At 67.2% G+C, this 25636-nt stretch carries 27 protein-coding genes; 9 read left to right on the top strand and 18 right to left on the bottom strand.

All coding sequences use genetic code 11. The features are described from left to right. Positions 1-81: 81 nt before the first annotated feature. Positions 82-1581 carry a glycerol kinase GlpK gene (gene glpK, locus C1922_RS14295; protein WP_108750358.1) on the top strand — a complete coding sequence of 500 codons (1500 nt, stop codon included), beginning with the start codon at positions 82-84 and terminating at the stop codon, positions 1579-1581. Positions 1582-1620: 39 nt separating this feature from the next. Here glpK and C1922_RS14290 read toward each other — a convergent pair whose 3' ends face one another. Together C1922_RS14290 and C1922_RS14285 are read right to left on the bottom strand one after the other, a co-directional pair. Next, entirely contained in the window at positions 1621-2415 is a 795-nt protein-coding gene (locus tag C1922_RS14290) for a MetQ/NlpA family ABC transporter substrate-binding protein (RefSeq protein ID WP_108750357.1), read from the bottom strand. Between the two features lie 30 nt (positions 2416-2445). Further along, positions 2446-3417, bottom strand: a complete 972-nt coding sequence (locus tag C1922_RS14285; protein ID WP_108750356.1) for a YafY family protein — start codon at positions 3415-3417, stop codon at positions 2446-2448. 82 nt (positions 3418-3499) lie between these two features. Here C1922_RS14285 and C1922_RS14280 point away from each other — a divergent pair, with 82 nt between their 5' ends. Both C1922_RS14280 and C1922_RS14275 read left to right on the top strand, forming a co-directional pair. Continuing rightward, the gene (locus C1922_RS14280; protein WP_108750355.1) at positions 3500-4099 is read left to right on the top strand and encodes a hypothetical protein; all 600 of its coding nucleotides are present in this window, start codon (positions 3500-3502) and stop codon (positions 4097-4099) included. Positions 4100-4206: 107 nt separating this feature from the next. After that, complete coding sequence (locus tag C1922_RS14275) at positions 4207-4983, top strand: DUF481 domain-containing protein (protein WP_108750354.1); 777 nt, start codon at positions 4207-4209, stop codon at positions 4981-4983. 84 nt (positions 4984-5067) lie between these two features. Here C1922_RS14275 and hemC read toward each other — a convergent pair whose 3' ends face one another. From hemC to C1922_RS20550, 6 genes are all read right to left on the bottom strand, one after another. Further along, entirely contained in the window at positions 5068-5979 is a 912-nt protein-coding gene (hemC, locus tag C1922_RS14270) for a hydroxymethylbilane synthase (RefSeq protein ID WP_108750353.1), read from the bottom strand. Positions 5980-6542: 563 nt separating this feature from the next. Further along, entirely contained in the window at positions 6543-7271 is a 729-nt protein-coding gene (locus C1922_RS14265; protein WP_108750352.1) for a LytTR family DNA-binding domain-containing protein, read from the bottom strand. Between the two features lie 10 nt (positions 7272-7281). After that, positions 7282-8325, bottom strand: coding sequence for a sensor histidine kinase (locus C1922_RS14260; RefSeq protein ID WP_199912183.1), 1044 nt, complete (start codon positions 8323-8325; stop codon positions 7282-7284). Between the two features lie 3 nt (positions 8326-8328). After that, positions 8329-8988, bottom strand: coding sequence for an alpha/beta hydrolase (locus C1922_RS14255; protein ID WP_108750351.1), 660 nt, complete (start codon positions 8986-8988; stop codon positions 8329-8331). A 50-nt stretch (positions 8989-9038) separates the two neighbouring features. Then, positions 9039-10964 carry a glucans biosynthesis glucosyltransferase MdoH gene (gene mdoH, locus C1922_RS14250; RefSeq protein ID WP_108750350.1) on the bottom strand — a complete coding sequence of 642 codons (1926 nt, stop codon included), beginning with the start codon at positions 10962-10964 and terminating at the stop codon, positions 9039-9041. A 366-nt stretch (positions 10965-11330) separates the two neighbouring features. Beyond that, positions 11331-11501, bottom strand: coding sequence for a hypothetical protein (locus C1922_RS20550; protein WP_199912182.1), 171 nt, complete (start codon positions 11499-11501; stop codon positions 11331-11333). A 215-nt stretch (positions 11502-11716) separates the two neighbouring features. Here C1922_RS20550 and C1922_RS14240 point away from each other — a divergent pair, with 215 nt between their 5' ends. Next, a complete protein-coding gene (locus C1922_RS14240; RefSeq protein ID WP_108750349.1) occupies positions 11717-12103 on the top strand; it encodes a DUF2628 domain-containing protein in 387 nt (128 codons plus the stop codon). A gap of 80 nt (positions 12104-12183) precedes the next feature. Here C1922_RS14240 and C1922_RS20825 read toward each other — a convergent pair whose 3' ends face one another. The 3 genes from C1922_RS20825 to C1922_RS14225 all read right to left on the bottom strand — a co-directional run bounded on the left by C1922_RS20825 (position 12184) and on the right by C1922_RS14225 (position 16479). After that, a complete protein-coding gene (locus C1922_RS20825) occupies positions 12184-14718 on the bottom strand; it encodes a methyl-accepting chemotaxis protein (protein WP_108750348.1) in 2535 nt (844 codons plus the stop codon). A 255-nt stretch (positions 14719-14973) separates the two neighbouring features. Next, a complete protein-coding gene (locus C1922_RS14230; protein ID WP_108750347.1) occupies positions 14974-15852 on the bottom strand; it encodes an NAD(P)-dependent oxidoreductase in 879 nt (292 codons plus the stop codon). Between the two features lie 174 nt (positions 15853-16026). Then, complete coding sequence (locus C1922_RS14225) at positions 16027-16479, bottom strand: PA2169 family four-helix-bundle protein (RefSeq protein WP_108750346.1); 453 nt, start codon at positions 16477-16479, stop codon at positions 16027-16029. A gap of 278 nt (positions 16480-16757) precedes the next feature. Between C1922_RS14225 and C1922_RS20415 the strand changes: the two genes are divergently transcribed. Next, complete coding sequence (locus tag C1922_RS20415; protein WP_159091976.1) at positions 16758-17528, top strand: hypothetical protein; 771 nt, start codon at positions 16758-16760, stop codon at positions 17526-17528. On the opposite strand, the gene C1922_RS14220 is transcribed toward C1922_RS20415, so the two are convergent. From C1922_RS14220 to C1922_RS20695, 5 genes are all read right to left on the bottom strand, one after another. Next, positions 17516-17878 carry a hypothetical protein gene (locus tag C1922_RS14220; protein WP_108750345.1) on the bottom strand — a complete coding sequence of 121 codons (363 nt, stop codon included), beginning with the start codon at positions 17876-17878 and terminating at the stop codon, positions 17516-17518. The genes C1922_RS20415 and C1922_RS14220 overlap by 13 nt on opposite strands. Before the next feature lie 57 nt (positions 17879-17935). Beyond that, positions 17936-18433, bottom strand: coding sequence for an Ohr family peroxiredoxin (locus tag C1922_RS14215; protein WP_108750344.1), 498 nt, complete (start codon positions 18431-18433; stop codon positions 17936-17938). A 25-nt stretch (positions 18434-18458) separates the two neighbouring features. Then, complete coding sequence (locus C1922_RS14210) at positions 18459-19226, bottom strand: SDR family oxidoreductase (protein WP_108750343.1); 768 nt, start codon at positions 19224-19226, stop codon at positions 18459-18461. A gap of 119 nt (positions 19227-19345) precedes the next feature. After that, positions 19346-20380: a LysR family transcriptional regulator gene (locus C1922_RS14205; RefSeq protein WP_108750342.1), complete on the bottom strand. Its 1035-nt coding sequence runs from the start codon at positions 20378-20380 to the stop codon at positions 19346-19348. After that, the gene (locus tag C1922_RS20695) at positions 20377-20625 is read right to left on the bottom strand and encodes a sigma-70 region 4 domain-containing protein (RefSeq protein WP_234413321.1); all 249 of its coding nucleotides are present in this window, start codon (positions 20623-20625) and stop codon (positions 20377-20379) included. The genes C1922_RS14205 and C1922_RS20695 overlap by 4 nt, the downstream gene beginning before the upstream one ends. 144 nt (positions 20626-20769) lie before the next feature. Between C1922_RS20695 and C1922_RS14195 the strand changes: the two genes are divergently transcribed. The 3 genes from C1922_RS14195 (at position 20770) to C1922_RS14185 (ending at position 22682) form a co-directional block, all read left to right on the top strand. Further along, positions 20770-21249, top strand: coding sequence for a carboxymuconolactone decarboxylase family protein (locus C1922_RS14195; RefSeq protein WP_108750340.1), 480 nt, complete (start codon positions 20770-20772; stop codon positions 21247-21249). A 53-nt stretch (positions 21250-21302) separates the two neighbouring features. Continuing rightward, complete coding sequence (locus C1922_RS14190; protein WP_108750339.1) at positions 21303-21725, top strand: cupin domain-containing protein; 423 nt, start codon at positions 21303-21305, stop codon at positions 21723-21725. Positions 21726-21800: 75 nt separating this feature from the next. After that, positions 21801-22682: an RNA polymerase sigma-70 factor gene (locus C1922_RS14185; RefSeq protein WP_108750338.1), complete on the top strand. Its 882-nt coding sequence runs from the start codon at positions 21801-21803 to the stop codon at positions 22680-22682. Between the two features lie 47 nt (positions 22683-22729). Here the strand turns inward: C1922_RS14185 and C1922_RS14180 are convergent, their stop codons facing one another. Both C1922_RS14180 and C1922_RS14175 read right to left on the bottom strand, forming a co-directional pair. Next, a complete protein-coding gene (locus tag C1922_RS14180; protein ID WP_108750337.1) occupies positions 22730-23683 on the bottom strand; it encodes an alpha/beta hydrolase in 954 nt (317 codons plus the stop codon). A 123-nt stretch (positions 23684-23806) separates the two neighbouring features. Continuing rightward, positions 23807-24727, bottom strand: a complete 921-nt coding sequence (locus tag C1922_RS14175) for an MBL fold metallo-hydrolase (protein ID WP_108750336.1) — start codon at positions 24725-24727, stop codon at positions 23807-23809. Between the two features lie 254 nt (positions 24728-24981). Here C1922_RS14175 and C1922_RS14170 point away from each other — a divergent pair, with 254 nt between their 5' ends. Next, positions 24982-25623: a glutathione S-transferase family protein gene (locus C1922_RS14170; protein ID WP_108750335.1), complete on the top strand. Its 642-nt coding sequence runs from the start codon at positions 24982-24984 to the stop codon at positions 25621-25623. Positions 25624-25636: the final 13 nt, after the last annotated feature.

Below are 25636 nucleotides of genomic sequence, written 5' to 3'. Positions count from 1 at the left end.
CACACACCGCGCCATCCCGCCAGCACACCGCCCATCCATCGCGATGCCGTAGGATTTCCCCATCGCCACCGGAGACGCTCCATGACGCCCCGCTACGTGCTGGCCATCGACCAGGGCACCACCAGCTCACGCGCCATCCTGTTCGATCACGCCGGGGATATTGTCGGCAGCGCGCAGCGCGAGTTCACGCAGGTCTTTCCGCAGCCCGGCTGGGTCGAACATGACCCGCGCGAGATCCTCACCAGCGTCTATGCCACGCTGACCGAACTGCTCAGTCGCGAACAGATCGATCCACGCCAGATCGCCGCACTGGGCATCACCAACCAGCGCGAGACCACCGTGGTGTGGGACCGCGCCACCGGCCAACCGATCCACAACGCCATTGTCTGGCAGTCGCGGCAAAGCCAGGCCATCTGCGAGCGCCTGCGCGCGGAGGGCCACGAGGCGCTGGTGCGCGAGCGCACCGGGTTGCTGATCGACGCCTATTTTTCGGCCACCAAGGTGCGCTGGATCCTGGACCACGTGCCCGGTGCGCAGCAGCGCGCTGAGCGCAGCGAACTGCTGTTCGGCACCATCGACAGCTGGCTGGTATGGAACCTGAGCGGCGGCCAGGCCCACGTGACCGACTACAGCAACGCCGCGCGCACGCTGCTGTTCAACATCCACACGCTGGACTGGGACAACGACCTGCTGGCACTGCTGGACATCCCGCGCGCCATGCTGCCGCAGGTGCGCGATTCCAGTGCGGTGTACGCGCATACGCGGCCGCAGTTCTTCTTCGACCACCCCATTCCCATTGCCGGCATCGCCGGCGACCAGCAGGCCGCGCTGTTCGGCCAGGCCTGCTTCAGCCCAGGCCGGGTGAAGAACACCTATGGCACCGGCTGCTTCATGTTGATGCACACCGGTGACCAGGCCGTGCGTTCACGCAACGGCCTGCTGACCACCATCGCCTGGGGCCTGCACGGCAAGGTGGAATACGCCCTGGAGGGCTCGATCTTCGTGGCCGGTTCGGTGGTGCAGTGGCTGCGCGACGGCCTGCGCATGATCGACCATGCCAGCCAGAGCCAGGCCCTGGCCGCGCAGGTGCCCGACAGCGGCGGCGTGTACCTGGTGCCGGCCTTCGTGGGCCTGGGCGCGCCTTACTGGCGCAGCGACGTGCGCGGGGCGATGTTCGGCCTGTCGCGCGGCACCAGCAAGGCGCACTTCGCACGGGCCGCGCTGGAAGCCATGGCCTACCAGACCCGCGACGTGCTGGATGCCATGCAGTCCGACGCCGGCATCGCGCTGAGCGAGCTGCGCGCCGATGGCGGCGCGATTGCCAATGATTTCCTGGCGGGGTTCCAGGCCGACATCCTGGGTGTGCCGCTGCTGCGGCCGCGGTTGACCGAAACCACCGCGCTGGGCGCGGCCTATCTGGCCGGGCTGGCGGTGGGCTTCTGGGAAAGCCGCGAGCAGATTGCCGCACAGTGGGGCCTGGACCGGTGCTTCGAGCCGCAGATGGAGGCGGCTCGCCGCGAAAAACTGTACGCCGGCTGGCAGCAGGCGGTGGCCGCAACGCTGGCCTTCCACGTCGATTGAATGCGGCAACGCCGGGCATGGCCCGGCGCTGCCCCAACATCAGAACGCCGGCAGCACCGCGCCCTTGTACTTGGTTTCGATGAAGGTCTTCACCTGCGGGCTGGTCAGCGCCTTGGCCAGCTTCTGCACGCGCGCATCGTCCTTGTTGTCCGGGCGCGCCACCAGGAAGTTCACGTACGGCGAATCCTTGCTCTCGATCGCCAGCGCATCCTGGGTCGGGTTCAGGCCGGCATCCAGCGCGTAGTTGGTGTTGATCAGGGCCAGGTCCACCTGGTCCAGCACGCGCGGCAGCATGGCCGAATCCAGCTCGCGGAACTTCAACTTCTTCGGGTTGGACACGATGTCGCGCTGGGTGGAAAGCGCGTTGGTCGGATCCTTCAGCTCGATCACCCCGGCCTTGTGCAGCAGGATCAGCGCGCGGCTGTTGTTGCTGGGATCGTTGGGAATGACCACGTCGGCACCTTCGCGCAGCTCGGCCAGCGACTTCACCTTGCGCGAGTACGCACCGAAGGGCTCGATGTGCACGCCGATCACCTTGGTCAGATCGGTCTTGCGATCGCGGTTGTAGGCATCCAGGTACGGCTCGGTCTGGAAGTAATTGGCGTCCACCTGCTTCTGCACCAGCTGGTCGTTGGGCTGCACGTAGTCATTGAACACGCGCACGTCCAGTTCCACGCCTTCCTGCTTCAGGATCGGCTTGACCACCTCCAGGATCTCCGCGTGCGGCACCGCCGTGGCGGCCACCACCAGTTTCTGCGAGGGCTCACCGGACTTGCCGCAGGCGGTCAGGGCCAGCGCAGCGGCGAACAAGGGCAGCAACAGGGTCTTCTTCATGGGTGCAGGGGGTCTCTCGGGGGGGGAGGGTCAGGATTTTTCGTAGTTGCTCAGGGCCAGGTCAAGCAGCGCCTTGGCCTGCTCGCGCAGCATCACCGGTTCGACGATCTCGGCGTCGGAGCCGTAGTGCAGCACGTCCATCAGCAGTTCGCGCGAGACACTGTAGGGCACTTTCAGTTCATAGCGGCCATCGGGCAGGAAACGCCCCTGCTGCTTGGAATGCCAGTGCTCATCGGCCACCCAGCGCGCCGCCTTGGCGCTGAACAGGATGGTCGCCCAGCCCTTGGGCGCGCCGGAGAAGATGCCGTAGCTGGCGCCCAGCTGCTCGTCCAGTTCGGTGTCGGCCACGTCCCTGGCGCCTTCGTCCACCACCCGCGCCTTGTACACGCGATCGACGGCGAAACTGCGCAGGGCTTCGCGGTCATGGTCCCAGGCATCCAGGTACCAGTTGTCGCGGTAGTGGGTCAGGCGCTGCGGTGACACCGTGCGCCGGGTCGGCTCGTCGGTGGAGCGGGCGCGGTACTCAAATGCCAGCTGCTTGCGTTCCAGCACCGCCGACGCCACGGTGCGGAAGCTGGCTTCGTCGAACTTGCGGCCGCGGTGCGGAATGACCCGCACCCGGTCCACCGGCCAACTGGAGACGCCGGCCTGGGCCGCCAGCAGGCCCTCGATACGCTGCTGCAGCGGCGCCAGCACCGAGGACAGCACGCCGCCACCGGTGCGCGCCAGCAGGTGCTGCGAGGCGAGCAGGGCATGCAGTTCTTCCGAGCTGAGCCACAGGCCCGGCAGCTCGAAACGATCGCTTTCATCGGCCTGGTAGCGGAAGCCGGCCTCGCCATCGCCCTCGATCGGCGCCATCAGCGCATCGCGCAGGAAGGCCAGGTCGCGGTAGACGGTGGCGCGGGAACAGGCAAGCTTGTCCTGCAGCGTCGCCACCGTCACCGGGTAGCGAGCGGACTTGAGCAGACGATGCAGGGCGGTGATGCGTTCGTATCGGTCCATACCCCCGATTATGTCCGAGTCGCGGGCGTTGTGTGGGGGCTTTGGGCTATCGTGGGCGCCCCCTGCCCCATGGACATGCCCGATGCGCCGGTTGCCCGCCCTGCCCCTGCTGGCCTGCCTGCTGCTGGCCAGCTGCGATCGCGCCCCCGCGCCGGCCACGGCGGCCACGCCGGTTCCCGCTGCCGATGCGGCCCAGGCGGTGCTGGCGGCCAGCCAGCGCTTTGCCGCCCTGCGCAGCTTCCACGCCGAGCTGGACGTGCGCGGCGGCCCGCGCCCGGTGCGCAGCGCGATGGACTTCGTGGCACCGGACCGCTTCCGGGTGGAAACCCCGGCCGGGGCGCAGATCATCATCGGCGACACGCTGTTCCTGCAGGCCGAAGGCGCGATACGCCAGGTGCCGCTGCCGGCGGGCGCGCTGGAACAATGGCGCAGCCCGCTGCCAGCCGACGCCGACCCGGCGGCCCTGCAGGTGGAAGACCTGGGCAGCCAATCGCTGGACGGCGTGGCCACGCGCCACTACCGGCTGCGCAGCGGCCCCGGCGAGCACCTGGACTACTGGGTGGACGACCAGGGCCTGCCGCGGCAGATCATGCGCAGCGGCACCGCCCAGGATGGGCCCTACCAGCTGCGGCTGCGCTATTCGCGCTTCAACGACCCTGCCCTGCGCGTCGATCTGCCCTGAATGGGGGAGCGGCGGCAACGCCTGCTGAAGCACGGGCCGTGGCGGGTCGGCCTGTCATCGACCATCCAGTATCATCACCGGTTGTTAACCGCTTCGGAGAAGCCTTGATGTCCCTGCGTTTGTCCCTGCTGGTCCCCCTGCTGCTGTGCGCGCCGCTGGCCTACGCGCAGGACGCATCCGAGCTTGCGGCGATGACCTCGCCATGGAGTGGCAGCGGCGGCGAGCTGGGCTTCGCGTCGGCACGCGGCAACAGCAGCACCGAAAGCTTCAACGGCAGCCTGCGCCTGCGCTACACCGACGATGACTGGGTGCACACCATGGATCTGTTCGGCCTGCGCTCCAGTTCCAAGGTGACCGAAACCAACGACGACGGCACCACCACGCGCCGCACCAACACCACGGCCAACCGTTACACCGGCAGCGCCGGCAGCGCGTTGCAGCTGGGCGAACACCGCCAGTTGTCGGCCAAGGTGCGTTTCGAGCGCGATGACTTCGCCACCTACGACCGCCGCAGTTCGCTGGGTCTGGGCTACGGCACCCGCCTGTGGAACACCGACCGCTTCTACTTCGACGCGCTGATCGGCCCGGGTGTCAGCCGCACCCACAGCACCGAAGACGACCGCACCCGTACCGGCCTGATCGGCCAGGGCCAGTTCGAGCTGAAGTATTCGCTGACCGACAACACCGACCTGATCAACAACCTGCTGGTGGAATCGGGCTCGTACAACACCTTCGGCCAGAACGACTTCGGCGTGTCGGTGAGCATGAACGAGCACCTGGCACTGAAGGCCGGCTGGCAGGCGCGATACAACAGCGACGTGGCCGACGACAAGCGCAAGACCGATACGCTGACCACGATGAACGTGGTCTACAAGTTCAAATAAGGTCTGCTTTCGTAGAGTCGAGCTTGCTCGACTGCCTGGCCAACAGCAGTCGAGCAAGCTCGACTCTACGGAAATGGGGTTCGGTCAGACGTTCAGCAGTTCGCCGGCGCCGGCACCGAGCAGCATCTTCGCTACCTGCTGGCCCAGCGTGTCCGGATCGCTGCCCGGCCCGACCGCTTCGGCGCGCACCGCGCGGCCATCGCTGGCACTGCCTACCAGGCCCTGCAGGTGCAGATCATCGCCCTGCCATTGCGCGATGGCCGCCACCGGCACATGGCAGCTGCCATGCAGCGCGCGGTTCATCGCCCGCTCGGCTTCCACGCAGGCGCGCGTGGCCGCATCGTCCAGGCCGGCGAACAAAGCCATCAGGCGTGCGTTGCCGCCATCGCACTCCACCGCCACCGCGCCCTGCGCCGGCGCCGGCAGCCACTGCGGCGGCTGCAGGCGGGCAACGATGCGGTTGCCCAGCCCCAAACGCTCCAGCCCAGCCACCGCCAGCACGATGGCGTCGTAGCCGCCGTTGTCCAGCTTGGCCAGACGCGTGTTCACGTTGCCGCGCAGATCCAGCAGCTGCAGGTCGGGGCGCAGTGCGCGCAACTGGGCCTGGCGGCGCAGCGAGGACGTGCCCACGCGGGCACCGATGGGCAGCGCATCCAGCGAGGCATAGAGATTGGAGACGAAGCCATCGGCCGGGTCGTGCCGGGTCAGCATGGCCGGCAGCGCGAAAGGCGCATCCAGTTCCATCGGCACATCCTTCAGCGAATGCACCGCGCAATCAGCCTCACCGCGCAGCATGGCCAGCTCCAGTTCCTTCAGGAACAGGCCCTTGCCACCGATGGCGGCCAGCGAGCGATCCAGCACCTCATCGCCGCGGGTGCTCATCGGTACCAGTTCCACGTGCAGGCCAGGGTGGGCATGGCGCAGGCGGTCGGCGACGTGTTCGCTCTGCCAGAGGGCGAGCGGGCTCTTGCGGGTGGCGATGCGGACGGTTTCCATCGGTGCATTATCGCGCCTCCGGCGCGGATACGGCCAACGGCGGAGCCCCTCGTGGCTGGCGAGGGTTGCGGTTGGAAGGCGTGCTTGGCCGGGCGGGATGGGTTCGCGGGGGACGCCGTGAATCCGTCCATGGAGGCTTGTCCGCGGCATCCATGCCGCAGACACCCCCGCGAACCCACCCCGCCCGGCCTCTGACAGTTTCCGTGCGCGCCAACCACGGAAGATCAGAAGAAAAAATCAAAAGCCGGCGGCTTCCGGGGTCAGATCCCTTTTCCGCAGGAAAAGGGATCTGACCCCTCTTCCCCCACCCGATAACAACAATGCCTTTGCCGTCCGACGCCGGGAAAAGGAGAGGGTTGGGCCGGGGTGGGGGCGCGGGACCGCAGGCGCCATGGATGGCGCCTACGAGCCCCCATGGATGGGTTAACGGCGTGTCCCGCGCCCCCACCCCGGCCCGACCCAGCACGTAGAAACAACGAGCCATGACCCACTGTTGCTGTTGCTGTTGCTGTTGCTTCAGATTTTGCTCGTAAGCGGTCGCGGCCGCAGGCCGCGCGGCACCCTTACAGATGCCGTACTTCCTGCTTCAGCGTCGCCACGCAGCGGCGGCTGACTTCCAGCGGCTGCTTGCCATGGCGAAGCACCGCCTGCACCTGCCCGCCCGTGCCGCGCCGCAGTTCCACCAGCTCGTGGCGCGCCACCAGACAGTTGCGGTGAATGCGCACGAAGCGACTGGCGAACTCCTCCTCCAGCGACTTCAGCGATTCCTCGATCAGGTCTTCGCCGCGTGCGTGGTGCACCACCACGTACTTCTCTTCGGCCTGCAGGTAGTGGATATCGTCCAGCGGAATCAGCCGCAGGCTGCCGCGCAGCCGCGCGCACAGCATGCTGCGGGCCTGGCCACCGTTGTGCTGCGGCTGGCCATCACGACCGGCCAGGAACGTCCGCGCGCGCGCGATCGCCGCGGCCAGCCGCTCGGCGCGTACCGGCTTCATCAGGTAGTCGATGGCCGCCGCTTCGAACGCCGACAGCGCATGTGCATCGTAGGCGGTGCAGAACACCACCGCCGGACGCGGCTCGAAACTGGCCAGGTGGCGGGCCGCTTCCAGGCCATCCAGCCCCGGCATGGCGATGTCCAGCAGCACCAGGTCCGGTTGCAGTTCCGCACAGGCGTGCAGCGCCTGCTCACCGTTGCCGGCTTCGGCCACTACCTCGATGCCCTCCTGCGCGGCCAGCAGGCTGCGCAGGCGTTCACGGGCCAGCGGTTCGTCATCGGCGATGACCACCCTCACGGTCGCTCCTTCATTGGATCGGCACTGTCACCTGGCAGGCATAGTAGCCTTCGCTCCAGCCCGCCGTCATCCGCGCGCCGCGGCCGAAGCGCCAGGCCAGGCGATGGCCGATGCTGTGCTGGGCATGGCCGGCACCACGTGCCAGGGCCAGCCCCGGCGCCAGCGGGTCAGGTGCGGGATTGCGCACGGTGATCTGCAGTTCCTCGCCCTGCCGGGCCAAGTGCAGTTCAATCGTGCCACCTTCCGGCAGCCGTGAAATGCCGTGCAGCACCGCGTTTTCCACCAGCGGCTGCAGCACCAGGCGTGGCAGCGGCAGCTCCCACGGCAGCGGTTCGTCGCGTTGCCAGCGCACCTGCAGGCGATCGCCCAGGCGCAGCGACTCAATGGACAGGTAGCGCTCGGCCAGTTCACATTCTTCGCGCAGGGTGGCATCGCCCTCGCCCGCGCCCAGCGCCGCACGGAACAGATCGGACAGATCCAGCACCGCGCGCTCGGCCACGGCCGGGTCACGGTGCAGCAGGCTGGCGATCAGGTTCATGCTGTTGAACAGGAAGTGCGGGCGGATGCGCGCCTGCAGCGCATCGGCCTGCGCACGTGCGTTGGCCTGCAGCTGTGCAGCCCAGCGATCACTCACATAGAAGTAGCGCAGGGCCAGCGCAGTGATCAGTGCGGTGGTGGCGGCACTGCCCAGGGTGAAGCGCAGGAAGCTGATGCCGCGGGTGAAGTTGTCATCCAGGACGGCATACAGCGCATGGATGATGGCCGCGCAGGCCACGGCAATCAGCGCCGCCAGGGCCACGGCGGCGACAGCGCCCAGCGCTTCGGGCAGGCGTGACAACGGCCGCCGCAGCGCACACAGGCTGATGCTGACGGCCAGCGCCAGCCACAGCGCGAAGCCGCTGGCCGACGTGAGCTCGCCCAGCGTCCAGTGCCGGCTGCCATCGGGCGCCAGCGCCAGCACCACCACGACCAGCTCGGCCAGGCCCAGCATGGCGGCCAGCCGCGGCAGGCGGCACAGTTCCGGCATCCACGGCGCGGCGCTGGCAGCGGCCATGGCTCAGGCCACGCCCAGCCGTTGCTGCAGCCAATCGCCCAGCGCGTCGATTTCCTCGGCGCAGACCTGGTGGGCCATCGGGTAGCTGTGCCACTGCGGCTGCAGCCCCAGGTCGCGCAGCACCTGCGCGCTGTGCTCGGCCACCGGCAGCGGTATGACCGGATCGCCGGTGCCGTGGGCCATGAACACCGGCACATCCACGGCGCCTTCAACACGGGTGGCGCTCTGCGCATCGGGCAGGTAGGTGGACAGCGCGATCAGGCCGGCCAGTGGCGCGGTGCGCGCCAGCGCGGCGCTCAGGATCACCGCCCCACCCTGCGAGAAGCCCGCCAGGAAGATGTGGTCGGCGGCGATGCCGCGCTCGATCTCGCGGGCGATCAGCGCGTCCAGCTGCGCCATCGATTCACGCACGCCAGCCATGTCGGCGCGCGAACGGAAGTCCATGCCGACGATGTCGTACCAGCCGCGCATCGGCACGCCATTGTTGATGGTGATCGGCCGCACCGGCGCGTGCGGGAACACGAAGCGCAGCGCCGGCCAGTGCGGGCGTACCAGTTCCGGCACGATGGGCGCGAAGTCATGGCCGTCGGCGCCCAGGCCGTGCAGCCAGATGACCGACCACTGCGGCGAAGCGCCGGTTTCCTGTTCCACCGTTTGCAGCATGTTGTGGCTCCTGTACGTTCGAGCCGCATTATGCAGGTGCCGCGCGTGGATCAGTACAGCGGCGGCTGCTGGGCGGCCTCGCGGCGCAGCTGCGCGGCGCGCACCAGCACCGGCGGCGGCAGGTTCTCTTCAGGAATATCCAGCAGGCCCAGACGGTGCAGGAAGGCACCGGGCGCACGCGAGGAGGTCAGCGCCACCACCGGAATGGCCAGCACCATGCCGATCACCACCGGCGCCATCCAGGCCGCCAGTGACGGCGACACCGCCCACGCCAGCAGACCCATGAACGCGCCGAACAGGCCAAGCCCACCATAGCCGCGCACCAGCGCCCACCAGGAAATGCCGCCGTCGTCGCGCTGCTGCGCATCCCAGCCCGAATCGCGCCCGGACAGCACTTCGGCCACGCCGCGCGACTGCACGTACATCACCACCGGCGCCATCAGCGCCGCCAGCACGGTTTCCACCAGCATCGACACGAAGGCACGGATAGCGCCCCCGCAGCCGCGGCGGTCCACCGGGTCCAGCAGCATGGCCAGGTAGCCCAGCACCTTGGGCATCAGCAGCACGGCCATGGTGGCGCCGAACAGCCGCACCACCTGTACTTCATCCTGCGCACGCCAGTAGACGCTGGGCGACAGATGCAGCACGGCATTGAAATCGATGCCTTCCTGGAACAGCGGGATGGCAATGCCGATCAGCATCAACATGCCCCACATCGGCGCGGTGAAGTAGTGGCCGATGCCGATCAGCATGTGCACCCGGCTGATCCAGTGCAGGCCACGGCTGCCCACCACCTTGCCGTGCTGCAGGTTGCCCTGGCACCAGCGGCGGTCGCGCACCAGCAGATCGGTCAGGGTGGGCGGGCCTTCCTCATAACTGCCACCCAGGTAAGGCACCATGTGCGCGGCCCAGCCACCGCGGCGCATCAGCGCGGCTTCCACGAAATCGTGGCTGAGCACGTGGCCGCCAAAAGGCTTGCGCCCGGGCAGCGCCGGCAGTCCGGCGTGGTCGGCGAAGGCGCGGGTGCGGATGATCGCGTTGTGGCCCCAGTAATTGCTCTCGGCGCCATGCCACCAGGCCACGCCGCGGGCGATGACCGGGCCGTACACGCGGCCGCCGAACTGCTGCATGCGTGCGAACAGCGTGCGCCCGCCGATCACCGACGGCAGGGTCTGGATCAGGCCGACGTCGGCGTTGTGTTCCATGCCGGCCACCAGGCGCACGATGCTGTCGCCGGTCATCAGGCTGTCGGCATCCAGGATCAGCATCTGCGGGTAGGCACCGCCGAAGCGACGCACCCAATCGGCGATGTTGCCGGCCTTGCGGCCGCTGTTGTCGCTGCGGCGGCGGTAGAACAAGCGCACCCGGCCGTCGGGAACCAGCTCGCGCAGTTCGTTGAACACCTGCTCTTCGGCGCGGGCGATGTCCTCGCGGCGGGTGTCGCTGAGGACGAAGAAGTCGAAGCGCTGCAACTGGCCGGTGGCCGCCACCGATTCATAGATGGCACGCAGGCCGGCCAGCAGGCGGCGCGGATCTTCGTTGTAGGTGGGCATCAGCAGTGCGGTACGGCTGTGCACTACCGGCAGCGGCTTGTCCGGGTCGATGCCCAGGCGGTAGCCGCGGTCGAACACGGCGGTCAGGAAGCCGGCCACCGCGCTGGCAAAGGACAGCGCGATCCAGGCGAACAGGCCGACGAACAGCACCAGCAAGCAGGCTTCCAGCACGCTGATGCCATTGCCCGACAGCACCCGCCACATCATGCGGGTGGCGGCGGCGGTCATCACGGCGGTGCCACCCAGGATGTATAGGCGGCGCAGGCCGATCAAGCGCGGCGAGGTGCGATGGCGGCGCACCTTCAGCGCGCCCTCGCCCAGGCTCTGCTCGGGCATGACCAGCGGCGATTCGGCAGGCAGCAGGGCCCAGCCGGCATCCAGATCCGGGTTGCCCGTGCTCGGGTTGTGGGTTTGAACTTCCATGCAGGCCTATTCCGCCCAGGCGCCGCGCCCTGCCATCCCGGCGGGGCTGCATGCACCAAGGTTCCCGGCGCGCCTACCCGGCGCCCGCACTTGTCCAGCCTGCAAGGGCTTCACGCCGCGCAGTCGATGTCTGTCACTACCGGAACCCACACGATCTCCAACGGGGCGGAATCGAAAAAATGCGGCCCAGTCTAGGCGGGCAAATGTAAGCCCAGTGCGAAGGTTTGCGCCGGGAAATGTCCCCATTCAGCCATCAGCAGGCGAGCGCTTGGCTGGATCGTGACAAATGAGAACAACTCTCATGAACAGGCGCTGGGGTGGGCCGGTCGCGCTGGTCGGCCAACGCGATCCCGGCCCCGGCAGATCTCACTCGTCGGCCAGTGCCGGTGCGTGGGCGACACCACTGGCCGCCGCGCGCGCGCGCTCCATCGCCACCGCCAGTTGCTGGCGGGCGAGCAGTTGTTGTGCCTGCACCACTTCAGGTGTCGGCAGAAGCACCGGTCCCGGTGCGTTTTCCGGTGTAGCAGCTGTGGTCATGCAACCTCCATGGACATTCCGCCAACGCCTGGATGAAGCCGGGGCGCCAGCGGAACTGCGCACCCTATCCTAAAAACAAGGCGGGTGGGTGACGGTGCGACCGCCCGACGCGACAAATCCTGAGCAAGGCGTCACATTTTTGACGCGACCCTGTACCACCTGAATGCGCCGCCATTTATCATGAAAACGTTTTCTTACAGGGATGTCCCTATTCAATGAATGCCGTAGACCTCTCCCGCTTCAGTCCGAAGTGGCAGTTCCGCTTTGCCTTCTACCAACAGCACGGTGCCCCCAAGGAGCCCGGCTTCAAGCAGGCCTGGAAGGCCCTGTCCTTCGGCGACCGGCTGAAGATCAACCTGAACTTCTTCGCGTTCTTCTTCGGCGCCATCTACCTGTTCATCCTGGGCATGTGGCGCAAGGCGATCGTGGTGATCGGCATCAACATCGTGCTGATGGCGCTGGCCTTCGTGCTGCCGGAAATCGTCGCCCGCGCCCTGTTCATCGCCACCAACTTCCTGGTGGCCTCCAGTACCAACTACGCCTACTACCTGGAACAGGTGAAGGGCAGCACCAGCTGGAACCCGTTTGAAGGAATGTTCTGAGCGAATCAGACCTGCGCACGGACGCGCGGCAAGGATGCAAACGACGCCCGGCCCCCGCCGGGCGTCTTCGTTTCCAGCCCTCAGGCGGCGCGCAGCACCTTCGCCGCCGTTGCATCGGCCTGCAGGCGGAAGCGCGACACCGCCACCGCCAGCTGTTCGGCCTGCTCTTCCATGGCCCGCGCGGCGGCCGTGGCTTCTTCCACCAGCGCGGCGTTCTGCTGGGTGGTTTCGTCCATCTGCACCACGGTCTGGTTCACCTGCTCGATGCCGGCGGACTGCTCGCGCGAGGCGGCCGAGATCTCGGCCATGATCTCGTTCACCCGGCCCACCTGGCCGACGATGTCCTGCATGGTGCGACCGGCGGCGTGCACCAGCTGCGCACCGGCACCGACATGGGCCACCGAGGCATCGATCAGCTCCTTGATCTCCTTGGCCGCGCCCGCCGAGCGCTGTGCCAGCGCGCGCACTTCGCTGGCCACCACGGCGAAACCGCGGCCCTGCTCACCGGCACGCGCTGCTTCCACTGCGGCGTTCAGCGCCAGGATGTTGGTCTGGAAGGCGATGCCATCGATGACCGAAATGATTTCGGCAATGCGCTGCGACGAGCTTTCGATCTGTTCCATGGTCTGCACCACCTGGCCGACCACCTGCCCGCCTTCGCTGGCCACGCCGGCCGCCGACGCCGCCAGGCTGTTGGCCTGCTGGGCGTGCTCGGCATTCTGGCGCACGGTGGAGGTCAGTTCTTCCATCGACGCGGCGGTTTCTTCCAGGTTGGCCGCCTGCGTTTCGGTACGGCGCGACAGATCGTTGTTGCCCGATGCAATCTCGCCTGCGGCCAGGCGGATGCTGGCGGCCGACTGCTGGATCTGGCCGACGATCTGGGTCAGCTGCTGCACGGTGCTGTTTGCATCGTCACGCATCACCGCGAACACACCGTGGAAATCACCCTGCATGCGCGTACTGAGGTCGCCGGCGGCGATCGCGCGCAGCAGCGTGGACAGCGCGGCCAGGTTGTGGTCGCTCACCTGCATCATCGTGTTCAGGGTTTCCACCATGCGGCGGAAATCATGCTCGAAGCGCTGGGTATCGCCGCGCACGGCGAAATCACCGGCGGCGGCTGCGGCGGCCAACTGCTGGATCTGATCGTTGATCGCGCCCAGGTTGTTCTTGGTGGTGGCCATGGCGGCGGTGAACACCGCCTTTTCGCCCGGCAGCGCTTCCATGTCCACGCTCAGGTCGCCCACGGCGTAGCGTTGCATCACCTCCACCAGGCGCTGGGTGACCGCATTGCTGGACGCCACCAGCTGGTTGCTGTCGGCGACCATGCGGCCGTACTCGCCCGGGAATGCCGAGGCATCCATGCGGTAGCTGATCTGCCCGGCATCGTGGCGCTGCGCCATCTCGGCCTGGGCGGCCATGACCGCCTGCAGCTGGCCACGCATGCTCTGCATTGCCTCCAGCAACCGGCCCACTTCATCGCTGCTGCGTGCGGGCATGGCCGAATCGAGCTTGCCGGCGGCCACATCGCCAGCGATGCGCACGGCTTCGGCCAGCGGGCGGATCGCCAGGCGGCGCAGCAGCACGTACACACCGGCACTCAGAGTCAGCGCGGCCACCACGCCAACCAGCAGGGTCAGCCACAGCAGCTGGCGCGCTTCGGCCACGATCACCGCATGCGGCACCACTACGCCCAGGGCAAATCGCTGCGGCGCGTCGCCGATCTTCAGCGGCACGTACAGGCGCACGTTGCCGGCATCGTCCGGTTCGAAGGCTTCCACGGTCTTGTCGGCGGCAATCTGCTGCAACATGGCGCGGGTGCCGGCATCGCTGCGCGGCTTGCCGATCTCGGCCGGATTGGCCGCGGCCAGCACCACGCCCTTGGGCGACAGCAGCTCGACCCGGCCGGCGCCCATCGGTGCCAGCGTGGCCAGATGCTTCTGCAGGGCGGCCAGCGAGAAGTCGACGGTGAACACGCCCAGGAAAGTGCCGTTTTCCACGATCGGCGTGCTCAGCGTGCTCATCAGCACCTGCTGGCCGCCGATGTCGTAGGCGTAGGGTTCGCTGACCTTGGGCAGCTTGTCGCGGCTGGGGCCCACATACCAGTCGGCAGAGCCACTGGCGCTGTCGGTGTAGTCGGTCATGGGCGACTGGGTCGGCTTGCCGTCCTGCCAGGCCCAGTAGCTCATGTAGCGACCGGTGGCGTCGTGCGCCTCGGTGTTCACGAATTCGGCGTCCTTGCCATCGAAGGCATCGGCTTCCCACATGGTGCTCTTGCCCAGCCATTCCGGGTGCGCGTGCAGCTGTTCGCCGATGATGGCGGCCAGGCTGGCACGGTTGGGCACATCGCCGCGTGCGCGCTGGGCCAGGACGGCCTCGGCCATGGCGTCGTTGCTGGCAAAGGCAGTACCCAGGTCGGCGGCGACCTTGCGTGCCTCGGCATTGGCTTCGCTGGCCATGGTCTGGCGCGAGGCGTTGATCAGGCTGCTGCTGGCCTGGCGGTAGATCAGGAAGGCGGTCAGGCCGAAGCACAGCAGTGCGATCAGCGCGGTGCCCAGCATCAGCTTGTGGGCAATGCTACCGGGGCGACGGGCAGCCGTAGAACGGGAAGGCGACATGGAAGGATCCGCAGGTGATTCAGGACAACCGGCACCGGTGGGGGCACCGCGCAGATGCGCGATCCCTCGCGCGGGCCACCTTCCAGAAGAAGGCGCGCACCGGGTTAACGGCCGCGCGCCGCACAGGTTGAGCCGGACCGGGCGCCGAAGCTGAACGCACTCAGCCTCGTGGGACGCGGTTGGTAGAGTCGAACTTGCTCGACTGGCGCGGTGCCGCCAGCCTTCATGGTCGTCGAGCAAGCTCGACGCGACGGGTTACGGCCGGGCCATCGCGCGGGGCAACACTTCAATGCTGCCGGCGGCGTACTGCTGCAACACCTCTTCGGGCCCGTGGCGCGGCTGCCAGCCCAGCTGCTGCTGCAGCCGGCGGCTGTCGTACACCCGGTCGATCGAAGGGGGCAACGACCAGCCACGGCGGTCGAATTCAGCCAGCAGCTGCGGCGAGCGGCGCACCAGCACCTGGCGTGGATCAACGGCCAGCTGCAGGCAATCCTCGCGCTGGAACGGGCTGGCACCGCAGGCGATGTAGCGCTGGAACGCGCCACCTTCGTCCAGCAGCAGCGCCGCATGCGCGCTGGCCACATCGCGCGCGTCGATGCCCCGATGCAGGCGGAACAGCGCCATGCGCTCGGGGGGCTCGGGGAAACAACGGCCCATGCGCAGCACCCGCACGCTGAAGCCGTCCGATGCGGCCTGCTCGGCCAGTGCTTCGGCCTGCAGCTTGCTGCGGTGGTAGATGGTGCGCGGCTGCGGCTGGGTGTCTTCGTCGATCCAGCGGCAGCCGCCAGGAACCACCGCGTGGCCATACAGCGCCGTCGTGCTGGTCAATACGAACCGCCGCGCACCCGCCTGCCGCGCCAGCTGCAGCAGCTGCGCGGTGGCGTCCACGTTCACCGTCTGGAACACCGTTTCGTCCACCAGACCCACATGCGGCGCGTGCAGGGCGGCGGTATGGATCACCGCATCCACGCCATCCAGGGCTCGCAGCAGTGCAGTGCGGTCAGTCACGTCGGCCACGATGCGCGTGGTGGCGAACGGACTGCGGTCCAGCCCGATCACCTCATGCTGCGCCGCCAGCGCACCAAAGATCGCGCGGCCGATGCGGCCGGAACTTCCGGTCAGCAGAATCTTCATGGAATCCATTCACTCGAAAGCGCCCGGAACGTACCGGGATGAAGCGATTCTAGGCAGGCCATGCGACTGCGGCGACAGTGGTGCATCGCAGTTGTGCGCGCACGCACAGAAAGGCCCCGCCATGTGGCGGGGCCCGGGTTGGCTGGTGGGGGTCAGCCAGAAACGATCAGGCGATCAAGCGGCCTTCATTGCGTGCTTGCGGGTGCGCATCACGGCGTGGCATTCCTGCACGTCCGGCAGCCACTGGGTCACTTCCTGGCGCACGGCCGGCGGCAGGTCGTTTTCCTTCAGCACGTCCTTGAACGCGCCCAGCAGGCGGTCTTCCGATTCTTCCAGCTCGGCCACGTAACCATAGTTGGTATCGCCGAAGGCGGCACGCACCTTGCCGTAGAACTGCTGCATGGAACCGACCATGGTGCCGTGCTCGGCCGGCTTGCCGCCGGTGGCGGCCACCGCGCTGCTCAGCGACGTCACGATGCGCGCCTTGACGCCGGCGATGCGGGTGAACAGTGCCGACAGCTCGGCATCCTTCACCTTGGTGGCCGCTTCTTCATAGAAGGATTTGCCGTCGCGAGCGATTTCGATCAGGTCGTTCAAACGGCTTTCGATGGTGGACTGGGTGCTCATGGCGTGGCTCCTTTTCGGATCTGCGGGAAGAGGCAGCGGTGCATGACCGTTGCCGTGCGCAGCCACGATGATCGAACGCGTGTGCGGTGCAGGTGAGCAGCGATTGATGCGGGAATCACGCTGTAGAACCGGCGCTGACTGCTTCACGCGGCGTTGCAGCTGCTTCACGTGATTGCAGCAATTGCTGACGCTTTTGCCTCTTTCAATGGGCATTGCCCCACGCCTAGATTCAGCCTACGCACAGTCTCGTGCAGCCATCTGGAAAAGGCGGTTCCACAATGAACACCCTGGTCACTTCGGCATGCCTGCTGTTCCTTCTACTCGGTGCGACCGGTCCAGCACGAGCGGCAGACGGCAGTACACATGCTCCGCGGATGGACGACTTCACCTTGATCGAAGAGTCCAGACCCTACGCATCGTCAGCCAGGGCGGCGCCATCGCAGCTGCGACGCGTTTATCGGCTTGGGACGGGTGAAACGGTAGAGCTGGTCCATACCGAACAGGCCGATGGACTGCTGGAGCTGGATGCGATCCAGCAGTCACCTTCGACGCTGGATGCACTGGATCGCTATTGTGCCCGCATAGGCGGAACCGTTTCGAGGGACAGCGTGTCCGTGTTTTCACCGCAGACCCAGACGCTGCTGTCCTGCGTGGGAACCTCGCCGCGGCCAGGCAAGCCCGATCAAACAAAGGCCGAGACCGTAGCACCGTCTGCGAAGCGGAACTCATGTGGGGCAACAAGCAGCATCGTCATGGATGGCCCCGGTTCTGTGTACCGTGGGGATCCTGGCGGATATGCCGTTCACGCCGATGCGGAGTTTGAAACTGTCAGCAGTCAGGTCGTGTCATGGCTGGCCAGTTTCATCCCGGGTTGCAATGTCGGCGAATCGGTTTCCGTTAACAAATGGCTGTGGGTCTCACGCGGGGTGGTCTGCTCTACCGGTGGGCTGTCTCCCGGAATCCACGAAGGAAACGCAACACTGTCGGTGTGCGGCCATTTTGACCAGAGCTCCATTGCCACTGAGATCTGGGCACTTCATGGCCGTTGAATCGCGCTTCCAAGCAATTCTTGCGCACGCGGTGACAACACGCATCCCTGCGCCTGCAATCGCGCAATGGCCCCCCGCGTGCGGCCCAGCACCCCGGTATTGGCAATGAAGGTGAATGCGCTTCCTTCAAATGCCAGCACGATGTTCTGCGTACTGCGCCAGTTCCGGTAGTCCACTTCGGCAATCGCGCTGTAGGGCCGCTCACGGCGGCGCAGCACGCGGTATTCCACACGGTCCGCGTGCAGGATCAGGCGCGGGTTCAGGCTGTTGTGCGCCAGCGCGAACCACGGCAGCGCGCGCAGACCCAGGAACGCAGCTTCCAGCGTGACGGTGAGGGACGCAGTGTGCATGACCCATTATGGCAGCCGCGAGCCTGATCACCAGGCAACCATGACAGGGCGCAGCGTTCATCCCACGCTGACCCGCACCACGTGGCTGATGCCGCGATGGAACATCTTGGCGTACGGACACACGCGTTCGGTATTGCGCACCAGTTCCGCCGCCAGCGTGGCATCCATTCCCGGCAGGCACACCACGATCTCGGCGGACAGCAGGTACAGGCCATCCACCGGGTCGCGGGCGAAGGTCACCCCCACCTCGACGCTGGGCTGGTCCAGCACCAGGCCGGCCCGCGCGGCAACCAGCACCATGGCGCCGTGGAAGCAGCCGGCGTAGCCGGCCGCCAATAGCTGTTCGGGATTGGTGCCACCGCCGGGACCGCCCAGTTCAGGGGGCAGGCGCAGATCGACGGCCAGCGCACCATCATCCGAACGCACCACGCCCGAGGCGCGACCGTGCCCGGCCTGGCCGCCATGAACCCGCACGCGGCCGGTGTAGAGCGGGCGCACCTCATCGCCGTGATAGCGATCGAGCACACTGGACGGCGGCGGCTTCAGGCCACTCATTGGCAGACCTGGACGTCCAGCAGCGTCATGCTCGCGGCCCCGCTGCCGACGTGGACTGCTGCAGCCACTGGGCGAAGTCGATGCGGCCCGTCCACGCCTCGCCCTGCGGCACCAGCGTGCCCTGCTGCAGTACCGCGCCAAAATAGGGCGCGTCCGGGTCGGCCACCACCTCGCGCGTATCCCCGTTGGCCTGCAGGAAGCGCTGTGCCAACGCCGCCATCGATTCGCGCTGCGGCCCGGCAATGTCCACCACGCCGTTCACCGGCGGCTGCAGTGCGATGCGGGCCACCGCATCGGCTACATCGTCAGCGGCAATCGGCTGCACATCGGCACTGGGCAGGCGCAGGGTCGGGCCCTGCCCGGCCGACTGCACGATGCCCGGCAGGAATTCAAAGAACTGGGTGGAATGGATGATGGTGAACGGCAGGCCCGAATCGCGGATCAACTGCTCCTGTGCGATCTTGCCGCGGAAGTAGCCGCTGGCGGCCAACTGATCGGTGCCCACCACCGACAGCGCCACATGGTGGCGTACGCCCGCGCGCGCGGCCGCAGCCAGGATCGTGTGCCCGGCCGTAACGAAGAACGACAGCACGGCGGCGTCTTCGAACGAGGGCGAGTTGGCCAGGTCCAGCACCACCTCGGTGCCGGCCATGGCCTCCTCCAGGCCCTCCCCGGTCAACACATCGATGCCCGTGGACGGTGCCGCCACCACGGCCTCGTGTCCGGCTGCCCGCAGGCGCTCCACAACCTTGCTGCCGATGCGGCCGGTGCCGCCAATGACGAGAATCTTCATGCGTTGTCTCCAGGAATGCGGAAGGGGAATAGCCGTTTCGCTGCCATGCTAGGAACATCGCTGGACGGGCAGTAGATCCGGCGGCGGCCCCACGCTGTTGCCTGCCGTGCACCAATCGCTCAGGCCCATGCCGGCGTTTCGGCGGTCGCCGCCACGGCGGCCTGGTGGCGTGCTTCCCAGTGCGAAACGGCGTCCAGGTCCATCGCGCGCACACGCTGGGTACTGAAGTCGATGAACGCGCGGATGCGCTTGGGCAGTTGCCGACGGCTGAGGTAGCACAGGTAGTGGCCGCGGTCGTGCGGCGCATAGCGGTCCAGGCAGGTCACTACGGTACCGGCGCGCAACGCGTCGCGGACCTGGTAGCTGGGCAGCTGCGCGATGCCCAGGCCATCGACCACGGCCTGCAGCACCAGCTCGGCATCGTTGAACACCAGCGCCGCGGTGAACTGCGGGTGCATCTCCTGGCCGTCCACCCGGAACTCCCAGCGTTGCATGCGCCCGGCAGGCAGCCGGCGACCAATACAGGCATGGGTGGCCAGCGCGTCCACACTCTGCGGCGCACCATGGGCCTGCACATAGGCCGGCGACACGCAGGCCACCAGTTGCATCGGCACCAGTTGCTTGGCGATGACCTGGCTGTCTTCCAGCACGCCTTCGCGGAAGGCGATGTCGATGCGATCGCCAGCCAGATCCGGCGCCTGTTCGTCCAGCAGCAGCTCCACGGTCACCTGCGGATGTTCCCTGCGGAAGGCTGCCAGCAACGGCGCGATCACGCGGCGGCCGAAACCATGCGTGGCGCTGATGCGCAGATGCCCGCGCGGCGGTCCTTCGCGCAGGTCCTGCATTTCATCCAGCGCCTGCAGGATGCACTCCACGCCAGGGCTGCAGCCTTCAAGGAACAGTTCCCCCTCGCGGGTGAGCGAGGTGGATCGCGTGGTGCGCAGGAACAGGCGCACACCCAGCTGGGTTTCCAGCTTCTGCACGCTGCGGCTGACCGCCGACCTGCCGATGCCCAAGCGGTCACCGGCGCGGGCGAAGCTGCCCTCGCTGGCCACAGCGATGAACGCCAGCACGCCCGCGTAGCTGGTGGAAAACGAGGCATTGAGCGGATCGCGCGCGGCCGTGGCGGCGGTCGCAGGGGACGATGCATTCATGGGGTCGGGGGCTCCACAGCGTTGGGATGCTGGTGCAGGTGGGCACGCGCCTGCAGCAGGCGCTGGTGGCACGCTACGGTGCTCAGGCCCAGCAGCGGCACGATGTCGTCCATGTCGGCGCCCAGCACGTCGTGCAGCAACAGCACGGCGCGGGCGTCGGCAGGAAGCTGCGCCAGCGCGGCAAGGAAGGACTGCCAGACACGTTCGCTGGCAGGGCGCAAGGCATGGGCGTTCGGGGTGTCCATGCCCGGCAGACGTGCGGGCGCCTGCCGCTGTGACAGGCCATTGGTGTTTTTCGTGCAACGCGATGCATCCCCGGCGCGGCCTACCGCCACCGCCGCCGCGTTCGTAGCCTGCGCAGCAACTTCCCCGCCTACAGGCCCCCTGCCATGACCCATCGTCTGGACTACGCCGCACTGTCCCCCGAGCTGTTCAAGAAACTCGGCACGTTCTCGCACGCCGCCCACCACGCCAGCATCGAACCGGCCATCATCGACCTGGTCAACATCCGCGCCTCGCAGCTCAATGGCTGCGGGTTCTGCCTGGACATGCATGTGAAGGAAGCCACCATCCGTGGCGAGCGCCCATTGCGACTGCACCACGTTGCGGCATGGCGCGAGTCGAACCTGTTCAGCCCGCGCGAGCGCGCCTGCCTGGCATGGACCGATGCCCTGACCCATCTGCCTGCCCAGGGCGTGGCGGATGCGCTGTACGACCAGGTTCGCGGGCAGCTGTCCGAACAGGAGCTGGTGGACCTGACCTACGCGGTGATGGCGATCAACGCCTGGAACCGCGCCAACGTGGCATTCGGCACCGTGCCGGGTGTCCTCGACCAGGCCTTCGGCCTGTCCCGGGCCGGACTGGCCTGATTCGTCTGCGCCGCGCTCCGGCACGGCGCCACCTCCTTCCCAGGAGAAACCCCATGCGAACCCCTATTGCCCTGGCACTGTGCGGCCTGCTGTCGATGACCTCGGCACAGGCGGCCCCCGCCGCGCCCACTGCCCAGGCGGCGGCACCGGAACCTGTCGTGCGCGAGGTCATGACCCAGCCCCTGCCTGACTACCCCGGCAAGGAAGCGCTGATCCTGACCGTGGAATACCCGCCCGGCGGCGCCGACCCGGTGCACCGGCACGATGCCCACGGCTTCGTTTACGTGCTGCAGGGACGCATCGTGATGGGCGTTGCCGGCGGCCGCGAAGTCACCCTCGGCCCCGGCGAGGCCTTCCATGAAGGTCCGCAGGACCTGCACACCGTGGGCCGCAACGCCAGCCAGACCGAGCCGGCCAGGTTCGTGGTCTTCCTGCTGAAGGACATCGGCACTCCGGCGGTGCTGCCGCCGCACTGAGCGCGCCCAGCCAACCAGCCCCCTGCGCAGTTCCCCGGGTGTCACAATCCGGGGAACTGTCCCGTCTGCGCTGGCATGGACGACTCGACCGCCCTTTTCACCCAACTTCGCCCGCGTCTGTTCGGCGTGGCCTACCGCATGCTCGGCTCGGCGCATGAAGCCGAGGACGTGGTGCAGGATGTCTGGCTGCGCTGGCATGGCGCCGACAGAGCCCAGATCGGCAATGCCGAGGCCTGGCTGGTGGCCACCACCACCCGCCGCGCCATCGATGGCCTGCGCCTGGCCCGGCACCGTCGCGAACACTACGTGGGCATGTGGCTGCCCGAGCCGCTGCTGACCAACGAATCGACCACCCCGGAACACATGCTGGAAACCGCCAGCGATCTGTCCGTGGCCTTCCTGAACGTGCTTGAGCGATTGGCACCGGACGCGCGCGCCGCGTTCCTGCTGCACGATGTGTTCGAGCAGGACTACGCCGTGGTCGCCCGCACCCTGGACAAGACCGAAGCGGCGTGCCGGCAGATCGTGCACCGTGCACGGCTGCAGCTGCGCCAGGCGCGGCCCCGCTACAACGTGCCGCAGCATGTCCACCAGAAGCTGATGCAACGCTTTGCCGATGCAGTTTCCAGCGGTGATTTTGCCAGCATGAAGGCACTGATGGCCGAGTCGGCCGAGCTGATCGGAGACGGCGGCGGCATCGTCACCAGTTTCCCCAGGCCGATGGTGGGTGGCGCGCGCATCGCCCAGCTGCTGTATGCGCCGCACCTGCGCCGCAAGGACCAGCTGCGCATGGTGCCGACCATGATCAATGGTCGGCTGGGCCTGCTGCGCTACTTCGACGGCGTGCTGGAATCGGCCATGGCCTTCGATACCGATGGCGAACAGATCATCCAGATCCTGGTGCAGCGCAATCCGCACAAACTGCAGCATCTGCACCGGCAGTTGGCCATCCAGTAGCCGCAACGCAGAAGGCCCCGGCATTGCCGGGGCCTTCGTCTTCGCACTTACTTCTGCTGCAGGAAGGCCAGCAGGTCCTGGTTGACCTTGTCCTTGTGGGTGTCGGTCAGGCCGTGCGGCGCACCCGGGTACACGATCAGCTTGGCGCCCTTGATCAGCTTGGCCGACTGGCGACCAGAGATGTCGATCGGCACGATCTGGTCGTCATCGCCGTGGATGACCAGGGTCGGCACATCGAACTTCTTCAGGTCGGCGCGGAAGTCGGTGGCCGAGAACGCAGCGATCGAATCGTATGTGTTCTTGTGACCACCCTGCATGCCCTGCGCCCACCAGGCGTCGATCAGGCCCTGGGAAACCTTCGCGCCCGGGCGGTTGAAGCCGTAGAACGGGCCCGACGGAATGTCCTTGTAAAGCTGCGCCCGGTTTTCCATCTGCGCCTTGCGGATACCGTCGAACACTTCGATCGGCAGACCGTTGGGGTTGTCGGCGGTCTTCAGCATGAACGGCGGCACCGAGCTGATCAGCACGGCCTTCTTCACCCGGCCGGTGCCATGGCGGCCGATGTAGCGCGCCACTTCGCCGCCGCCGGTGGAGAAGCCCACCAGGGTCACCTCGTGCAGGTCCAGGGTGTTGATCACCGTGGCCAGGTCATCGGCGTAATGGTCCATGTCGTTGCCATCCCAGGGCTGGCTGGACCGGCCGTGGCCACGACGGTCGTGCGCGATCACGCGGTAACCGTGGTTGGCCAGGAAGATCATCTGCGATTCCCAGCTGTCCGAGTTCAGCGGCCAGCCGTGGCTGAAGGTGACGACCGGGCCGTCCTTCGGGCCCCAATCCTTGTAGTACAGCTGCACGCCGTCGGCGGTGGTGATGTAGCTGGCGGTGCGGGCAATGCTGGTAACCGCGGCCGGCTTGGCCGGCTCGGCCGCCTGGGCGGACACGCCGGCCTGCACGGACAGGGCCAGCACGGCGGCGGCCAGGGTACGGGTAGCAAATTTCATGGGGGGAACCTCGTCTTGGGTGGTTGGACAGGCGCTACTGTGCGCCCGGAACCGGGCGCATCGGTGACGAATGGTCCGTAAAACTTGATCGACCGTATTGGATCGATGTGCTGCGGTGGCCGCTCAGAAATCCCAGAACACCGGCACCCAGCGGTAGGCCTGGCCATCGCGCGAAACCCGGCCCACCGACGGGAACGGCAGGTGGGTGGCCACCAGCATTTCGCCACTGCCGGCCAACTGGTCCAGCAGGGCAATGCGCACGCGCGCCGATTCTTCCGGATCGTGCTCGAAGCCGTTGTGCCAGTTCGGCTGATCGAAGCCCACGGCAAACACCGCATCGCCGGCAAAGGTCAGCGCCTGGCCAGCCGATGCCACGCGCACCACGCAATGCCCCGGCGTGTGCCCGCCGGTGCGGCGCGCCACCACACCCGGCGCGATCTGCTGCTCGTCCTGGAAGGTGTGCACCTGGCCGCTGTACTCGGCCCAGAACTGCTTGGCCGTGGCCCGCAGTGCATCGGGGAACCCCTGCGGCATGTTGGTGCGGGCAAAGTCCGGCGACTTCCAGAATTCCACTTCGGCCGCTGCAATGTGGATCTTCAGATCCGGGCGAAGCTGTTCTTTCACTCCGTCCACCAGCAGGCCGCCGATGTGGTCCATATGCATGTGGGTGATCACCACATCGGTGATCCGGCCCAGATCAATGCCGGCGGCACCCAGGCGGCGGATCAACTGGCCGGCACGCGGCAACTGCAGGTCCGGGTCCATGCCCAGGCCGGCATCGATCAGGATGGTGCGATCACCGCTGTGCACCACCATCACGTTCAACGCCCAATCGAAGGCATCGTGTGGCAGGTACATCTCGTCGAACCATTCGGCGCGGTCCGCTGCAGGCACGTTGTGGCCCAGCATCTGCGTGGGCAGGGGCAGGACGCCATCGCTGATCACCAGCACTTCAACGTCGCCTACGTTCAGGGCGTAGCGGGAGGGCACCAGTTCATCGAGTGCGGGGGCGATGGGTGCGACGGTATTTTCCAGACTGAACATGAGCGGATCTCCACGAAGGGTTGGCTGGCGGGCAACAGCAGCGAGCTGGCGCGCAACACGGCAGGGAGCCGTGCGAAACCAGCGTAGGAAACCCGTGGATGTGCCAGTAGACCCGTCGGCGGGGACGCCGTGTTGCCTGCACGGAAGCAGTTGCTGCCGATGCACGTCCAGCCGATGGGGCTGGCCTGTCGATTGCCGGCCCCGTCGTTCGTCGGAACACATAACGCAGCCCGTTTCCCTGCAGGAGCAGCAGCATGCAACCGACCATCACCGCCTTTGCCACCTCCCCCGACCGTGGCCAGGGCCTGGCCCGCGATATGCGGGTGCGCTGGGCACTGGAAGAACTGGGCCTGGCCTATCACGTGCGCTTGTTGAGCTTCGCCGAAATGAAGGAACCGGCGCACCGCGCGCGCCACCCGTTCGGGCAGATTCCCACCTATGAAGACGGCGACCTGGCGCTGTTCGAATCCGGCGCGATCATCCTGCACTTGGCCGAGCAGCATGCCGGCCTGCTGCCCACCGAGGGCAACGCGCGCATGCGCGCGATCATGTGGATGTTCGCCGCATTGAACACGGTGGAGCCGCCGATCGTCGAACGCTCTATGGCGTCGGTGCTGGAACGCGAACAACCCTGGTATGCACAGCGGCTGGTGATGCTGGATGAGCGCGTGCGGCGTCGACTGGGCGAGCTGTCGGCACGGCTGGGCGATGGCGCGTGGCTGGACGGCGGCTTCAGCGCCGCCGATCTGTTGATGGTGTCGGTGCTGCTGCGCCTGAAGAGCAGCGGCATCGTCGATGAATTCCCGCTGCTGGCCGCCTACGTGGCGCGCGCGACGGCACGGCCGGCCTACCAGCGCGCGTTCGCCGCGCAGCTGGCAGTGTTCCAGAACGCCTGATGGCGCGCCGCTC

It is taken from the genome of Stenotrophomonas sp. ZAC14D2_NAIMI4_7, from assembly GCF_003086675.1.
Lineage (GTDB): Bacteria > Pseudomonadota > Gammaproteobacteria > Xanthomonadales > Xanthomonadaceae > Stenotrophomonas.
The sequence above is the reverse complement of the archived record's forward strand: the minus strand, read 5'-3'. Positions and strand labels throughout refer to the sequence as shown.

What these genes read in the sequence shown, in the direction of transcription:
- C1922_RS20695 (WP_234413321.1), bottom strand. Translation starts at nt 20,625, where the DNA reads ATGGACACCCCGAACGCCCATGCCTTGCGCCCTGCCAGCGAACGTGTC.
- C1922_RS20825 (WP_108750348.1), bottom strand. Translation starts at nt 14,718, where the DNA reads ATGTCGCCTTCCCGTTCTACGGCTGCCCGTCGCCCCGGTAGCATTGCC.
- mdoH (WP_108750350.1), bottom strand. Translation starts at nt 10,964, where the DNA reads ATGGAAGTTCAAACCCACAACCCGAGCACGGGCAACCCGGATCTGGAT.
- C1922_RS14195 (WP_108750340.1), top strand. Translation starts at nt 20,770, where the DNA reads ATGACCCATCGTCTGGACTACGCCGCACTGTCCCCCGAGCTGTTCAAG.
- C1922_RS14255 (WP_108750351.1), bottom strand. Translation starts at nt 8,988, where the DNA reads ATGCTGCAAACGGTGGAACAGGAAACCGGCGCTTCGCCGCAGTGGTCG.
- C1922_RS14220 (WP_108750345.1), bottom strand. Translation starts at nt 17,878, where the DNA reads ATGCACACTGCGTCCCTCACCGTCACGCTGGAAGCTGCGTTCCTGGGT.
- C1922_RS14205 (WP_108750342.1), bottom strand. Translation starts at nt 20,380, where the DNA reads ATGAATGCATCGTCCCCTGCGACCGCCGCCACGGCCGCGCGCGATCCG.
- C1922_RS14230 (WP_108750347.1), bottom strand. Translation starts at nt 15,852, where the DNA reads ATGAAGATTCTGCTGACCGGAAGTTCCGGCCGCATCGGCCGCGCGATC.
- C1922_RS14280 (WP_108750355.1), top strand. Translation starts at nt 3,500, where the DNA reads ATGCGCCGGTTGCCCGCCCTGCCCCTGCTGGCCTGCCTGCTGCTGGCC.
- hemC (WP_108750353.1), bottom strand. Translation starts at nt 5,979, where the DNA reads ATGGAAACCGTCCGCATCGCCACCCGCAAGAGCCCGCTCGCCCTCTGG.
- C1922_RS14185 (WP_108750338.1), top strand. Translation starts at nt 21,801, where the DNA reads ATGGACGACTCGACCGCCCTTTTCACCCAACTTCGCCCGCGTCTGTTC.
- C1922_RS14285 (WP_108750356.1), bottom strand. Translation starts at nt 3,417, where the DNA reads ATGGACCGATACGAACGCATCACCGCCCTGCATCGTCTGCTCAAGTCC.
- C1922_RS14215 (WP_108750344.1), bottom strand. Translation starts at nt 18,433, where the DNA reads ATGAGTGGCCTGAAGCCGCCGCCGTCCAGTGTGCTCGATCGCTATCAC.
- C1922_RS20415 (WP_159091976.1), top strand. Translation starts at nt 16,758, where the DNA reads ATGAACACCCTGGTCACTTCGGCATGCCTGCTGTTCCTTCTACTCGGT.
- C1922_RS14175 (WP_108750336.1), bottom strand. Translation starts at nt 24,727, where the DNA reads ATGTTCAGTCTGGAAAATACCGTCGCACCCATCGCCCCCGCACTCGAT.
- C1922_RS14210 (WP_108750343.1), bottom strand. Translation starts at nt 19,226, where the DNA reads ATGAAGATTCTCGTCATTGGCGGCACCGGCCGCATCGGCAGCAAGGTT.
- C1922_RS14170 (WP_108750335.1), top strand. Translation starts at nt 24,982, where the DNA reads ATGCAACCGACCATCACCGCCTTTGCCACCTCCCCCGACCGTGGCCAG.
- C1922_RS14225 (WP_108750346.1), bottom strand. Translation starts at nt 16,479, where the DNA reads ATGAGCACCCAGTCCACCATCGAAAGCCGTTTGAACGACCTGATCGAA.
- C1922_RS14190 (WP_108750339.1), top strand. Translation starts at nt 21,303, where the DNA reads ATGCGAACCCCTATTGCCCTGGCACTGTGCGGCCTGCTGTCGATGACC.
- C1922_RS14260 (WP_199912183.1), bottom strand. Translation starts at nt 8,325, where the DNA reads ATGGCCGCTGCCAGCGCCGCGCCGTGGATGCCGGAACTGTGCCGCCTG.
- C1922_RS20550 (WP_199912182.1), bottom strand. Translation starts at nt 11,501, where the DNA reads ATGACCACAGCTGCTACACCGGAAAACGCACCGGGACCGGTGCTTCTG.
- C1922_RS14240 (WP_108750349.1), top strand. Translation starts at nt 11,717, where the DNA reads ATGAATGCCGTAGACCTCTCCCGCTTCAGTCCGAAGTGGCAGTTCCGC.
- C1922_RS14275 (WP_108750354.1), top strand. Translation starts at nt 4,207, where the DNA reads ATGTCCCTGCGTTTGTCCCTGCTGGTCCCCCTGCTGCTGTGCGCGCCG.
- C1922_RS14290 (WP_108750357.1), bottom strand. Translation starts at nt 2,415, where the DNA reads ATGAAGAAGACCCTGTTGCTGCCCTTGTTCGCCGCTGCGCTGGCCCTG.
- glpK (WP_108750358.1), top strand. Translation starts at nt 82, where the DNA reads ATGACGCCCCGCTACGTGCTGGCCATCGACCAGGGCACCACCAGCTCA.
- C1922_RS14180 (WP_108750337.1), bottom strand. Translation starts at nt 23,683, where the DNA reads ATGAAATTTGCTACCCGTACCCTGGCCGCCGCCGTGCTGGCCCTGTCC.